The organism is Desulfovibrio sp. (assembly GCA_016208105.1).
Taxonomy (GTDB): Bacteria; Desulfobacterota; Desulfovibrionia; order Desulfovibrionales; family Desulfovibrionaceae; genus Fundidesulfovibrio.
The window spans coordinates 249,962-263,212 of record JACQYS010000022.1; the positions used below are offsets into that span (position 1 = coordinate 249,962).

Consider the following 13,251-nt stretch of genomic DNA (forward strand, 5'->3'; position numbering starts at 1 on the left):
AAAAGGCCGGAAAGACTCCGGCCTATGCTGTAAAAAAATCATCAAAGGCTTTACGTCATCCAGGCACGGGCGTGGCTCCTACTGAGCCTGTGCCGCCGCTTCGACCTTGGCACGCTTGGGAACGATGATGACCCTCTTCATCGGCCCGTCGCCCTTGCTGCGGGTCTGGATGGTCTCGTCGTTCTGCAGCGCCATGTGGATCACCCTGCGGTGGTAGGAGCTGAGCGGTTTGGTGCTCTGGGGACGGCCCAGATTCTTGGCCTTGTCAGCCAGGTAGAGGGCCATCTTGCGCAGGTTGTCGTCTTGTTTTTCGCGGTATTCGCCGGTGTTTATCTGGACGCGGACCGGAGTTTTCCAGCGCCTGGCCACGATGCGGTTGGCCAGGTACTGAAGCGCCGCCAGGGTCTGGCCTTCGCGTCCGATCAGAAGTCCCGAATGCTCTTCGTCCTGGATGAGCACGTTCACCCGGCTGGCCGTTCCGTCGATCTCCATCTTGGGCTCCTGCTCGAGGATGGGCACGAGCAGGCGGTTCATGATCTCGGTGGTCAGCGCGATCAGCTCGGCCGAAGCCGGGGACTGGTCCTGGCCCTCGGGCAGGTCGTCGTCCAGGGCGTCCATCCGGTGGTCGGAGCCGTTCTGGGGCCTTTGCTCGGCCTTGGCCTGGGCGGGGTGCTCGCGCCTCGGGCGCTCGGGCCTGGGTTCCCTGGGCTCTCGGTGGTTCTGGGGCTTGTCCCTGCGGGGAGGGCGGCTTCTCTGGCCGCGTTCCTGGGGCTGTTGGCCGTTTGGCGCGGCTGCTTCCCGTGGTTCCTCCTGGGGCGTGCTTCCAGCGGCGGGAGCGGCGCAGGCCGCGGCAGCTGCCTTTTCTTTACGCTCGTCTTCCTCGATCAGGGCGACCACCGCAGGGTCCAAACGCCGCCGGGCCCTGATCTGGGCTTTTTTCTTGCCCATCAAACCGAAGATGCCGGTGGAGCCGCCGGTAATTATTTCCACTTCCAGTTTGTCGCGTTCAGTGGCGAAGAACCGGCAGGCCTCGGTGATGGCGTCATCAACGGTCTTGCCGGTGAATGTGTTGAACTCGCTCATGGATGCTCCTTAGGCTTTCTTTGGCGCCGGGGCCGCGCTTCCCTTCATGAGCATCCCCTGCTGGGCGATGGAGAGCACGTTGTTCACCAGCCAGTAGATCACCAGCCCCGAGGGGAAATTCAGGAACATGAAGGTGAAGATCACCGGCATGAACAACATGATTTTGGCCTGGGTGGGATCGCCCGGGGGGGGAGACATCTTCTGCTGGATGAACATGGTGGCGCCCATGATGAGCGGCGTCACGTAGTAGGGGTCCTTGGAGGCCAGGTCGGCCAGCCAGGGAAGGTTGGTGAAGGGCACCGTGGCGATGAACGCAGCGTGGCGGAGCTCGATGGAGTTGAGCAGGGCCTGGTACAGGCCAAAGAATACGGGAATCTGCACCAGGATGGGTAAACACCCGCCAGCCGGATTGACCTTGTAGGTCTTGTAGAGCTGCATGAGCTCTTCGTTCATCTTGGTGCGGTCCTCACCGTGCTTCTCGCGTATGGCGGCCATCATGGGCTGAAGCTTGCGCATCTTCTCCATGGATTGGTAGCTTTTGTGGGAAAGCGGCCAGAACAGAAGCTTGATGAACACGGTAAGGAGGATGATGGCCACGCCGTAGTTGTGCACGTAGCCGTAGAGGAAGTGCAAAAGCCACAGGCAGGCTTCGGCCAGTATGTGGAACCAGCCGTAGTCCAGGGCGGCCTTCAGGTTGCCGGGCGCGTCAGCCAGGGTGACGCGCTCCTTGGGGCCCAGGTAGTAGCTGTTCTCGATTTTCACAGGCTGTCCGGCAGCCAGGGAAATGTTGTCCTTTTCGGCGGCCAGGCGGGTGATGTCGTCGGCGTGCTGGAGCTTTAACGCCGCAGCCCCGGCCGGGATGATGGCGGAGATGAAATAGTTGCTCTCCACGGCGGCCCACTTGCCCCCGGCGTCGATCACCTTTCCGTCTTTCAACTTGTCCAGGCTGGTGATCTCTTCCAGCCCCTTGTCGAAGTACGCTGCGCGGGTGGGGTTGTAGTTGTCCTCTCCGCCGGTGAGGCTGCCCGCTGCCAAGGTGAAGGCCACCCGGGAAACCTGAGGGGCCTGGGCTACCAGAGTGACGGCCTCGTCGATCTCGTATTTGTCGGCGTGGAAGGTGAGTTCGCGCTTGATGGTGAGCCCGCCCTGGGTGCCTGTGAAGGTCAAGGTGGCGGATTTGCCCGGCTCGATGGTGGTGTCCTTGGCGGTGGTGGTCCACTGGGCGTCGCGCCAGGAGGCCTTGCCGTCCACGATGAGCCCCATGGGCGCCTTGATGGCGGCCTTGCTGGAAACCAGGTCCATGTTGGGGGAGTCGGGAGCCAGGGAAAGCTTGTACTTGCTCAGGGTGAAGTGCTGCAGCACGCCGCCGGAATTGAGGAGCGTGGCCTTGTACAGGGGCGTGGTAATGGTGATGGGCGCTCCGGCCAGGGGCTCGGCTGCGGCCATGGTAGCGTCGGGCTTGGCGGACGGCTTGGCCGCGCTGATGGCGTCAGGCTGCTGGCCCTGCTGTTGGCCCTGCTGCTGTTGTTGCTGGGGCGGAGCCTTCTGAATCAAGGCGTTTTGGGGGAAGAAATATTGCCATCCGATGAGGATGCCCAGGCACAAGACGATGGCGAGCAAAACGCGCTTGTTGTTATCCATTGGAAACGTCCTATTTCGCGGCGAGCCGCGCGCGGCGTCGCGGAATGATCGCGGGCCAGCTCAGGGTTAGGGGAACGGGGTCGTAGCCGGGCTTGCAAAGGGGCTGGCAACGCAGAAGCCGCCAGACGGCGAGGAATGCGCCGCGCAGTGGGCCGAAGCGGAGAACGGCTTCGCGCGCGTACTCCGAGCAGGATGGGGTGAACCGGCAGTGCCCCGGGAAAAGCGGAGACAGGCAATACCGGTAGAAGGCGATAATGGCGAGTAAAAGCCTTTGCATAGTATCCCGAACCAGACCTCGCGGCCTGGATTGTGGGTCCATGCGGACCCGACCGGCAAACCCCTTTTACAAAGGATCGCTCAGGCGGAAGTTGGTTCCTGGCTGGCCTTCAGTTTCGCGAGGATGGGCTCGAGGTCTCTTGTGAGCGTGTCGAGCGTCAGGCCTGCAGCATCAAGGTGTTTTTTCGGAACCGCCACAATATCGATCCCGCCTGGGATCACGGGGCCGTGGAGCCGGAAGAATTCCCTCAAGAGCCTTTTCACCCGGTTGCGAACAACAGCGTTTCCGGTCTTCCGGCTTACAGCCAGCCCCAACCTCCAATGTGAAGCCGGGGCGGGCTGGTCTAGCACGAAAAGGATGAAGCCCTTGGTGTGGTGTCGCCGTCCCCGCTCGTAACATGCAAGAAATTGCGGGCGCTTGACCAGGCGAAAGGCACGGGGAAAACCTAGACGCCCAGGCGTTTGCGGCCCTTGGCGCGGCGGCGGCGAATGATCGCCCTGCCGTTCTTGGTACGGGAGCGCACCAGAAAACCGTGGGTGCGTTTGCGCCTTGTGTTCGAGGGCTGGTATGTTCTCTTGCTCATGCATGGTCTCCATGTCGAAGTGAAAAATGGAACTCGGCTTCATAGCCAGAAGACGGGACTCCGTCAAGGGGAAGCGGCAAAACCCTTGGTCTGGACTTGAATGAGCCCCGGCGTTAAAGAATGACGTGTCGTAAAACCCGCTTAACCTTCTGTCAACAAGGACTCAGCATGCATCCCAAACTGACGGAATTCTACAAGGCCCGGCTCGAAGAAACCGCCAAGGCCCTTCGCAAAAACAACTTCCTGGCCCACGTGGTGGATACGGCCCAGGACGCCAAGAAACTCGTCCTGGAAAACCTCATCCCCGCGCTGAAACCCGAATCCGTGGCTTTCGGCGGCTCCATGACCCTGGTTGACACCGGGATCTATGAGGCCGTGAAGAACAATCCCGGTCTTAAACTTTTTGACACCTACAACTATTCCCTGCCTCCGGCGGAAATGATCGAACTCCGCCGCCAGGCGCTCCTGTGCGATCTTTTCCTCACCAGCACCAACGCCGTCACCGAGCAGGGCACCCTGGTGAACCTGGACGGCACCGGAAACCGGGTGGCCGCCCTGACGTTCGGCCCCAAGAAAGTCATCGTCCTGGCCGGGCGCAACAAACTGTGCGCGGACGACTACTCGGCCATGGAACGCGTTCGCGACGTGGCCGCGCCGGTGAATGCGGCGCGCCTGAGCAAGAAGACCCCCTGCACAGCCACCCACCGCTGCGAGGATTGCCCTTCTCCGGACCGCATCTGCAACACCTGGACGATCACCTTGAAGTCCGCTCCCAAGGAGCGCACCACAGTGGTTCTCATAAACGAGGACCTGGGATTCTAGCCAACGGGCTAGGCAGCATCATCCCTAGGCCCACTCGCACGCCGGCCTGGGGATGAAGTCTTCTCCAAGGAGCCGAGCGTATGAAAGTCCTGGCAATAAACGGCAGCGCCCGCAAGGACGGCAACACGGCCATCATGGTGCGCGCCGTGTTCGCGGAGCTTGAAAAGGAAGGCATCTCCACCCACATGGAGCAGCTGCACGGCGTGAAGCTTTCCGGCTGCATAGCCTGCTACGAATGCTTCAAGCGCAAGGACAAGCGCTGCGCCGTGAAAAATGACCGCATGAATGACTACATCGAGATGATGCTCGACGCCGATGGAATCATCCTTGCCTCCCCCACCTATTTCGCGGACGTCACCGCCGGGCTGCGCGCCGTGATCGAGCGCGCCGGCATGGTGGCCAGGGCCTGCGAGGACATGTTCGCGCGCAAGGTGGGAGCCGGCGTGGTCACCATGCGCCGGGGCGGAGGCATGCAGACCTTCAATTCGCTCAACTCGTTTTTTTTCATCGGCCAGATGATAGTGCCAGGATCAAGCTACTGGAACATGGGTTTCGGACGCGACATCGGGCAGGTGGAGGGCGACCAGGAAGGCCTTAAGACCATGGCCGACCTGGGACGGAACATGGCCTGGCTCATGAAGAAGATAGACGGATAATCGGGGGCCAGCCCCCGAACCCCGGCCAGGGCTCCGCCCTGGACCCGCTGGGGGGATGATCCCCCCAGACCCCGCAATTATGCATCACGCTCTCCGCCGGCTTGCCTGCGGAGGGCGCGATGCTATTTGGGAGTCCAGAGGGCTGATAATTCCGCAGGATAGCGGAATTGGACGCTGCTTGCAGCGCCCGTAGGGTGAGGGCCAGGATGGCCCGAGTCAACCCTCTGGCCGCCGGAGGCTTCTTACCCTTAAAATAAGAACCAATCTAAGCCAGCGCCGCTTTCAAGGCCGCGCCCACCTGGACCACAACCGCGCGCGCCGCGGGCGTCTTGGCCAGGGCGTTGTTGACCGCGAACCCGTGGATGGTTCCCAGATACCTGGTCGCCGTCACCTCCACCCCTGCCTGGATGAGCTTCCTGGCAAAGGCCTCGCCCTCGTCACGCAGCACGTCGAATTCCGCCGTGATCACCAGGGCGGGCGGCAGGCCCGTGAGATCCTCCACCGAGGCGTTCAACACAGAAGCGGTGTCGTTGGCCTTTTCTTCGGGAGAAGGGGCGTACTGGTCCCAGTACCACTGCATGGCCTTGCGCGTGAGGTTCGGGCCGTTTTCGAACTGGGAGTAGGACGGCAATGAGCAGGACCCGTCCGTAACCGGATAGATGAGCGTCTGATGCCTGATGGCCGGGCCGTTTCTGCGCTTGGCCAGGATGGCCACTCCGGCGGCCAGGGCGGCGCCGGAGCTGTCTCCGGCTACGGCCAGACGCGAGCTGTTAAGACCCAGCACCTCGCCGTTTTCAGCCAGCCAGGCGGTTACGGCGTAGGCTTCCTCGAGAGCTGTGGGATAGCGGGCCTCGGGTGAACGCGAGTAGCGAACCATGACCACCGCAGCGCCGGACGCGGCGGTTATTTCCCTGGCAAGCCTGTCGTGGGTGTCCGGGCTGCCGAGCACCCAACCGCCGCCGTGCATGTAGACAACGATGGGGCGTTTGCCAGGCACGCCTGACGGCCTGAGCAGGCGGACGCTCACTTTCTTGTCCGGCTCCATGGGGATTTCGATGTCGTCGGACAGCGCGCGCGGTTTCTCCTGCACCTGGGCCTGCGCCATTTCCAGGCCGGTTCGGGCCTGTTTCAGCGGGACTTCGTAAATGGGCGGAAGGTCGGCGGCCGCCCTGGCCTTGAGCCATTGCAGGGTGTCGGCTTCGATTCCGAGATCATCGAGGGAAGTGGAAAGAGTTGTCATGGGCAAGGGGCTGTCAGAACCGGACACGCTTGTCAAATTGCACGCAGATGCGGGAGTGTTGCTGCAAATGAAAAAGGCCGCGGGATAACCCGCGGCCTATCAAGATCAGGCAGATCCGGTCTTAGTAGCTGGGCTTGAACTCGTCGCGACGGTTCTTGGACCAGGCGGCCTCGTTGTGACCGGGATCGAGGGGGCGTTCCTTTCCGTAGCTCACGATGGAGAGCTTGGCGGAGGGCACGCCCAGGTTCACCAGGTAGTCGGCGGCGGCGCGGGCGCGGCGCTCGCCAAGGGCCAGGTTGTATTCGGCAGTGCCGCGTTCGTCGCAGTTGCCTTCGACGACCAGCTTGATCTCGGGGTACTGCTTCATGATCTCAGCCTTGCGGGTCAGGACCTGACGGGCTTCGGGCTTAAGGTCGTAGCGGTCCAGATCGAAGAAGATCATGGTGCCCAGCTCACCGGCGACGCGTCCGAGCTTTTCGCGCAGCTCGCGCTCACGGGCCAGGCGTTCGCGCTCCTGCTCTTCCCAGTTGTCCTTGTCAGGGCCAGCCACTTTCTTGCTGGCGCAGCCGAAGCTCATCAGGGAGAGGCACAGAAGCGCCATAACGGCCAACAAAAGTCTGCTCTTCATAATTTTCCTCCTCTTGCGGTACATGACGCGGCCACCCATTACCGCGTTACATCATGCGGTTAAAATACATTCCGCTGACGGCCGAAATTCATACTCGCTTGAATAAAAAAGGCAAGTCTCATGCAATGCGGGTTTTGCGTTTGAATGAGACATTTCACAACCGTAATACGGACTGCATCAGTCCTTGGCTGCCACGGGGCTGAAGGCCGGCATCAGAGCCTCTCCATCTCCAGTGGGAATCTGAACAGCGCCGTCTCCATTGCGCGTGGTCAGGTACAACTTTCTGCCTCCAGCGCGGCTGGACGAAAAAGCGATGAAGTAGCTGTCCGGAGCGAAGCTCGGGTTTTCGTCCGAACCGCCTCCGAAGCTGACCTGCTTTTCCGTGTCCGTGGCCAGTTCATACACGAAGATGCGGTGGCCTCCGCCGGCCTGCTTGGAATAGGCGACGTACTTGCCGTCCGGGCTCATGGAGGGATTGGTGTTGTAGCCGGATTTGGACGCGCGGCGCACGCTGCCCGACGACAAGTCCTTGATGAACACGTTGGGGTTGCCCAGGCGGTCCGAGACAAAGGCCATCAGATTGCCGGACTGGTCGAAGGTGGGGGACACGTCGATGGACGAATCCGTCACCAGCGGGGAGGCGATGTTCTTGAACGAACTGTCCAGGGTGTAGATGTCCGTGTTCTGGCGGATGCTTAAAGCCACCGCGACCGTTCCGCTAGGCATGAAGTGCGGGCTGATCACCGTTGAGGAGGGCAGGGTGTAGACGCTGGCCTTGCCACCGCTGGAGATGCCCAGGTAGTGCGAGGTGGACCCGATGAGGGTGAAGCAGATGCGGCCGCCGTCCCAGGACCAGGCGGGCGATATGGCCATGCCCAGGTCCCCGTAGCGCGTCACCTGGGCCATGTCGCGGCCCATGGCCCCCACCGTCCAGATGTCCTTGCCCTTGCCGGAGGGCTTCACGAAGGCCAGCTTGGCCTTGAAGATCGTGCCCTGGCCTGTGAGCAGGGCCATGAGTTCCATGCAGAAGCGGTCAGCCACTTCGGGAAGCTGGTCGCGGGTAACGCCCGAATAGACTTTGCCCAAGAGAAGCTTCTGGGAATAGACCTCGAAGGCCCGGAGTTCCACGTCGCCAAGCCCCTTGCCCGGCTTCCAGACGGAAGTGACCAAGAGGTCGACCTTGGCCAGGGAAAAGGGCTTGAAATCTATCTGCTCGGCCTTGGGGCCAGGCAGTGTGGCCCCGCCAAGGATGTCGGTGTCGCTCATGACCTTCAAGAAGGGCATGAAGGCCAGGTTTTTGCGGATGAGCTCGTTCAGATATTGCGCGTCGGCGGGCATGTTGCCGTCAGCGAAAGGCTTGGATTGGACGATGTTCATCCTGGCCTGGCCAGGCCCCTGGATTTCCAGGGCCAGGGTGTCCTGGGCCGTGGCGTTTTCGGACAGAGCCATGGAGCAGAGCGCGGCGAGCGCGCAGAAGAGGACGCTGCGGAGTACCGTCATACTAGCGTTTTTCCTGTGAGTTGAAGGTCAATTCCAGCCGGCTAAGACTAGGCGACGGCGGCTGCGGCAGATTTTCCGTCTCCTGCACCGCCCGAAGCGCTGAGTTGTCGAAGTCGGACCGGCCCGACGACTGTACGAGACGGGTTGATTGGATACGCCCTTCGCGCGTGATTTGCAATTCAACCACGCACACGAGCTTCAAGTTGGCGAACTGCGGGAAGCGCCAGTTCTGCTTGATGAGCTTTTCCACGATGGCGCCGTACACGGCCTCAGAGGCCCCGGCTCCGCCGCCGCCACCTCCGCCGCCACCGCCGCCCTGGCCGGCCTGCTGGCGCAGCTTGGCCAGTTCCTGGGAAACGGCGTTGGAGCTGCTGGAGCTGCCCTGGCTCGACTTCTTGGCGTCCTTCAAAGCCTGGCTGAGCACGTCCTGGCGCTCCTTGGCGGCTCGGTCGGCGGCATCCTTGGCTGCTTTTTCCTTGGCTGCCTTGTCCGCAGCCTCTTTCGCGGCCTTGTCCTTGGCCGCTTTTTCAGCAGCTTCCTTGTCCGCTTTTTCCTTGGCTGCCTTGTCCGCGGCGTCCTTGGCGGCTTTGTCCTTCGCCGCCTTTTCCGCTTCAGCCTTCTCCCGCGCCGCCTTTTCCGCCGCAATGCGGGCGGCGTCGGCAGCGGCTTTTTCAGCAGCCGCCTTGTCCGCGGCGGCCTTCTTGGCGGCTTCCTCGGCCACGGCCTTCTTCTGGGCTTCGTCGGCAGCGGCTTTCTTGGCCGCTTCCTCGGCCGCTTTTTTGGCTGCTTCGGCCGCCGGGTCCGGCTTGGGCGGTTCGGGAACCTTCTTTGCTTCCTGTGGGCCAGGGATCTGGTCGGGCTTGGGGCCTGGAGGCTCCGGAATGTTCTGTTGACCAGGCTGGCCTGGTCCTTCCCAGCCGGGCGCCGCGTCTGGTTTGGTGTTCGGGCCGGGCATGCGCAGGTCAACCAGCTCGACCTCGTACACGGGCACGTCGAGGCGGATCCGGCGCGACTCGAGGTTGGACAGCAGAATGCCGCCCAGCACCAGGGTCAGGTGCAAAAAGAGGGAAAAGAGCCAGCTTAAATAGCGCATGGCGTTTAGCGGACGACTCCGGTCAAACTGTCGCCGGTCATTTCTTGGCGCGTCCCTGGGACTTGTCGTCTTTTACCGGCTCGGGCTCGGCCACCACGCCCAGCTTGTCCACGCCGGCGCCCTTGAGGACTCCCATCACCTGCACCACGATGCCGTAGGCCACCTCGCGGTCGGCGCGCAAAAAGAGCATCTTCTTCTGGTCCACCACGTGGGTCTTCACGTAGGAGGGGAGCTCGTCGATGCCGACCTGGTACTTGTCCAGGTGCAGGGAGCCGTCTTTTTTAATGGTCAGCACCATGTTCTCGGAATCCTGCGGCAGGCTGGTGACGGTCTTGGTCTGGGGCAGGTCCACCTCGAGGCCCTGGGTCATCATGGGCGCCGTGACCATGAAGATGATGAGCAGCACCAGCATGACGTCCACGAAGGGCGTGACGTTTATCTCGGAGAGAAAGCCGTCTCCGCCGCCGGTGGACATGCCCATGCTAGTAATCCTCCCGGACGCGGGAAGCCGGCTTGCCCGGTTCCGGGCGGGCGGGCTGCTTGTGGGACCAGCTCACCTCGCGCTGGATGCGGTTCAGGAAGGCTCCGGAAAAACCGATGAGTTCGCGTTCTATGTGGCGGATGTAGCCCAGGAAGAAGTTGTAGCCCAGGGTGGCGGGGATGGCCACGCCAAGGCCGATGGCGGTGGCCACCAGGGCCTCGGAAATGCCCGGGGCAACGGCTGCCAGGGCGGCTGACTGTTGCAGGCCGATGGAATGGAAGGAATTCATGATGCCCCACACCGTGCCGAACAGGCCGATGAACGGGGTGGCGTTGGCGCAGGTGGCCAGAAACGAGAGCGACTTGGTGAGCATGCCCAGTTCCGAGGCTACCGCCTGGCGCAGGGTGCGGCGGATGTTGTCCATGGCCACCCGGGACTTCTCTGCCGGGTCCAGGTCGGCCTCCTCCATGCGCATGAGTTCCTCGAAGGCTTGCAGACCCACGGCGTAGCAGGGGGAGTTCTTGTTCTGGCTCACCGCCCGCATGGCCATCTTCAGGTTCTCGGATTCCTGAAAGAGCTTCGAGTCGTGGGCGGCGTTCTTGCGGGCAGTGCTCAGCGTGAAGAGCTTTAAGAAGATGATGCTCCAACTGACCATGGACATGACCACCAGAACGGCCAGCACGAACTTCACGGTGGGCGTGGCCTTGAAAAGCATCTCCAGGATGCCGCCGTGAGGCGTCAGGGTATCCAGCATGTCGTCACCTTCGGATAAGATTGCCGTTTTCCAACAAAAGCCGCGCGAGCACCGGCAGGGCCTCTTCGGCCTTGGCCGAAACCTTGGCGTCGCACAGGTGCGCCATGCGGCTTGGCATCACATTGATTTCCGCCACCTTGCCGCCGTATTGCTTGGTGAGCATGGGCAGCGAGTTGGCCGGGGCCACCTCGCACGAGGTGCCGACGATGAGCGTTAGCTCGGCGCCGCTGGCCAATTGACCGCTTTTGTTCAAGGCGTCAAGTGGAATGGGTTCGCCGAAAAAAACGATGTCCGGGCGCACCACGCCGCCGCATTGGCATCGCCATGGGGCGGTGGCGGTGGTCACTTCCTCGGCCTTCTTTGCATCATGGGGTGTGGAGCAGTCGTTGCAGCGATAGCGGGCCATGGACCCGTGAAACTCCACAACGTTTACGGAGCCAGCCCGCTGATGGAGCCCGTCGATATTCTGCGTGACGATAGCCTGGGCCAACCCGGCTCCCTCCAGTTCTGCCAGCGCCACGTGGGCCGGATTGGGATCCGCCCGGGACATGACCCACACGGCGTCCAGGAGAAATTCCCACACGGCGGCCGGGTTGTTGTCCAAAGCGTCCGCGGTGGCCACACGCATGGGGTCGTATTTGGACCACAACCCGCCGGGGCTGCGGAAGTCCGGAATGCCGCTGGCCACGGAAATGCCCGCACCGGTGAGTACGACGACCTTGCCGGAAGAGGGCCATATCCGCGCTATCTGTTCTACCGCGTCCACCATGAACAGGGATACTCCGTACCTGGGCCGTGCATGAAGCAGCCATTGCATCGCCCTGCGCGGCGGTAACAGATTAGGCGTGGCCTGCAAAGGCCCAATGGCCCAGCTTGCCAGCGCGGAAAGGGGATGGCGCTCTGTATCTATCCACAACCATACGATATTGTTTTATAATCAATCTGTAACAAAGATGTATTACAAAGTGTTCATCCACCCGGGTTTTCTTGGGCTTCATTGGGCCCAGGGTCAAGTGATTGCTTGCTTGAGCGACTTGGGCGCGCACGTTGCACGGATTCCGGAGTATCAATTGAAAAACGTTCCACGAAGGCAAAACTACATTTTAAGGGGCATGCAGCGATGAAAAAAAACATACTTTTTCTCTGTACGGGAAACTCCTGCCGTTCCCAGATGGCGGAAGGGTGGGCCAAAAAGCTCAAGGAAGAACTGTACAACGTCTTTTCGGCCGGGGTCGTCCGGCACGGCATGAACGAGCATGCGGTGAAGGTGATGGCCGAGGCCGGAGTGGACATCTCGGCCCAGTATTCGAAGACAGTGGACGACCTGCCCCAGGTGGAGTTCGACTGCGTGATAACCCTGTGCGGCCATGCGGCGGAAACCTGCCCCTTTTTCAAGGGCACGGCAAAACGCATGCATGTGGGATTCGACGATCCCCCGGCCCTGGCCAGGGACGCCAAGACCGAAGAAGAGGCCCTGAACCACTACCGCAGGGTACGCGACGAGATCAGGGCCTTTGTTGAAGGAATGCCGGGCAATATCTGCTGAGCGGGTATTTATCCGCCGTCTGATTCAGACAGAATTTCGTCCGTGGCCTGGAGTTCGTCCGGTTCCTGAACGTCCTCTGGAATCTCCTCGTCGTACTTGATTCCCTTGTGCCTGGCGAAGACCAGAAAGCCGGTGTGGGCCACCATGCGGTCCTCGGGGCGAAGGCGCTCGGGCACGGTCTTGTAGCGCCTGATCATGATCTCCAGCACGTCGACATCCTCGAAATCGGAAGTCTCCAAAGCGTGAAGCAATTCGATGATCTGGTTCGCCGTGGGCAGCAGAAAGCCGATGGGCGCGCCCGGGCAGACGATGTCCGCGGCCTGGGAGAGGTATTCCCACGGGGTGCGCACGTCCAGGAACAGGGCGTCCGCGCCCCGGGCCTCTTCCGGGAAGCCGTCGGCGATATCAATGTTAAAGAAGCTTACCCGGTTGGAAAGCCCGTTGCGGGCGATGTTCTCCTTGGCAAGCTCGGAGAATTCGGCACGCTTTTCACAGGTGTAGACACGTCCGGTGTCGCCGGCCATCCAGGCCAGGGCCGTGGTCAGCCCGCCGGAGCCGCTGCCGGCCTCCACGATGCGCCTGCCTGGCCCGGCTCCGAGCTTTAGGAGAACGTAGCCGATCTCCTTGGGATACATGATGGTGGTTGAGCGGCGCACACCCTTGATGCAGTCGTACAGGGTGGGGCGCATTACCCGAAATGCCAGGCCCTTGTGGGTGCGTACCACTCCCCCGTATTCGGCCTCGGCCACGTCCGCCATTTTGAGCAGGCCTTCCTGGGTATGGAAGGTGTGGTCCGGGTTCAGGGTGCGAAGATAGCGCTTGCCCTCGGGGCTTATGAGAAGTACCAAATCTCCGGTTTGGATCATGCCGGAACAATTCCTTTTTTATGCGTGATGTAAAGCGCGATACCTTGGCCTTGCCGGCCCCACCTGTCAAGCAAAGGCCTT

Annotated in this window: 16 protein-coding genes; 3 read left to right on the top strand and 13 right to left on the bottom strand. The window is 61.7% G+C overall.

The features are described 5' to 3' along the window. Window positions 1-78: 78 nt before the first annotated feature. The 5 genes from HY795_13730 to rpmH form a co-directional block, all read right to left on the bottom strand. Window positions 79-1,083 carry a Jag N-terminal domain-containing protein gene (locus HY795_13730; protein MBI4806290.1) on the bottom strand — a complete coding sequence of 335 codons (1,005 nt, stop codon included), beginning with the start codon at window positions 1,081-1,083 and terminating at the stop codon, window positions 79-81. A gap of 9 nt (window positions 1,084-1,092) precedes the next feature. Next, window positions 1,093-2,724 (bottom strand): membrane protein insertase YidC, encoded by a 1,632-nt coding sequence (gene yidC / locus HY795_13735; GenBank protein MBI4806291.1) that lies wholly within the window; start codon window positions 2,722-2,724, stop codon window positions 1,093-1,095. 10 nt (window positions 2,725-2,734) lie between these two features. Then, a complete protein-coding gene (gene yidD / locus HY795_13740; GenBank protein ID MBI4806292.1) occupies window positions 2,735-3,001 on the bottom strand; it encodes a membrane protein insertion efficiency factor YidD in 267 nt (88 codons plus the stop codon). An 80-nt stretch (window positions 3,002-3,081) separates the two neighbouring features. Next, window positions 3,082-3,426: a ribonuclease P protein component gene (rnpA, locus tag HY795_13745; protein ID MBI4806293.1), complete on the bottom strand. Its 345-nt coding sequence runs from the start codon at window positions 3,424-3,426 to the stop codon at window positions 3,082-3,084. Between the two features lie 20 nt (window positions 3,427-3,446). Further along, window positions 3,447-3,584 (bottom strand): 50S ribosomal protein L34, encoded by a 138-nt coding sequence (rpmH, locus tag HY795_13750; protein ID MBI4806294.1) that lies wholly within the window; start codon window positions 3,582-3,584, stop codon window positions 3,447-3,449. Window positions 3,585-3,752: 168 nt separating this feature from the next. On the opposite strand from rpmH, the gene HY795_13755 reads away from it, so the two are divergent. Together HY795_13755 and HY795_13760 are read left to right on the top strand one after the other, a co-directional pair. Continuing rightward, window positions 3,753-4,406, top strand: coding sequence for a lactate utilization protein (locus tag HY795_13755; protein ID MBI4806295.1), 654 nt, complete (start codon window positions 3,753-3,755; stop codon window positions 4,404-4,406). A gap of 80 nt (window positions 4,407-4,486) precedes the next feature. After that, complete coding sequence (locus HY795_13760) at window positions 4,487-5,062, top strand: flavodoxin family protein (GenBank protein ID MBI4806296.1); 576 nt, start codon at window positions 4,487-4,489, stop codon at window positions 5,060-5,062. Between the two features lie 265 nt (window positions 5,063-5,327). Here HY795_13760 and HY795_13765 read toward each other — a convergent pair whose 3' ends face one another. From HY795_13765 to HY795_13795, 7 genes are all read right to left on the bottom strand, one after another. Then, the gene (locus HY795_13765) at window positions 5,328-6,302 is read right to left on the bottom strand and encodes an alpha/beta hydrolase (protein MBI4806297.1); all 975 of its coding nucleotides are present in this window, start codon (window positions 6,300-6,302) and stop codon (window positions 5,328-5,330) included. Between the two features lie 121 nt (window positions 6,303-6,423). After that, window positions 6,424-6,933 carry a peptidoglycan-associated lipoprotein Pal gene (gene pal / locus HY795_13770; protein ID MBI4806298.1) on the bottom strand — a complete coding sequence of 170 codons (510 nt, stop codon included), beginning with the start codon at window positions 6,931-6,933 and terminating at the stop codon, window positions 6,424-6,426. Window positions 6,934-7,107: 174 nt separating this feature from the next. Beyond that, complete coding sequence (locus tag HY795_13775; protein ID MBI4806299.1) at window positions 7,108-8,430, bottom strand: PD40 domain-containing protein; 1,323 nt, start codon at window positions 8,428-8,430, stop codon at window positions 7,108-7,110. 1 nt (window position 8,431) lies between these two features. After that, entirely contained in the window at window positions 8,432-9,523 is a 1,092-nt protein-coding gene (gene tolA, locus HY795_13780; GenBank protein ID MBI4806300.1) for a cell envelope integrity protein TolA, read from the bottom strand. Between the two features lie 37 nt (window positions 9,524-9,560). After that, window positions 9,561-10,004 (bottom strand): ExbD/TolR family protein, encoded by a 444-nt coding sequence (locus tag HY795_13785; GenBank protein ID MBI4806301.1) that lies wholly within the window; start codon window positions 10,002-10,004, stop codon window positions 9,561-9,563. 1 nt (window position 10,005) lies between these two features. Next, window positions 10,006-10,755 (bottom strand): MotA/TolQ/ExbB proton channel family protein, encoded by a 750-nt coding sequence (locus HY795_13790; GenBank protein ID MBI4806302.1) that lies wholly within the window; start codon window positions 10,753-10,755, stop codon window positions 10,006-10,008. Window positions 10,756-10,762: 7 nt separating this feature from the next. Further along, window positions 10,763-11,527, bottom strand: coding sequence for an NAD-dependent deacylase (locus tag HY795_13795; GenBank protein ID MBI4806303.1), 765 nt, complete (start codon window positions 11,525-11,527; stop codon window positions 10,763-10,765). A 351-nt stretch (window positions 11,528-11,878) separates the two neighbouring features. Here HY795_13795 and HY795_13800 point away from each other — a divergent pair, with 351 nt between their 5' ends. Then, window positions 11,879-12,304, top strand: a complete 426-nt coding sequence (locus tag HY795_13800; GenBank protein MBI4806304.1) for an arsenate reductase ArsC — start codon at window positions 11,879-11,881, stop codon at window positions 12,302-12,304. Window positions 12,305-12,312: 8 nt separating this feature from the next. Here HY795_13800 and HY795_13805 read toward each other — a convergent pair whose 3' ends face one another. Further along, a complete protein-coding gene (locus HY795_13805; protein MBI4806305.1) occupies window positions 12,313-13,167 on the bottom strand; it encodes a tRNA (adenine-N1)-methyltransferase in 855 nt (284 codons plus the stop codon). Between the last annotated feature and the right edge of the window lie 84 nt (window positions 13,168-13,251).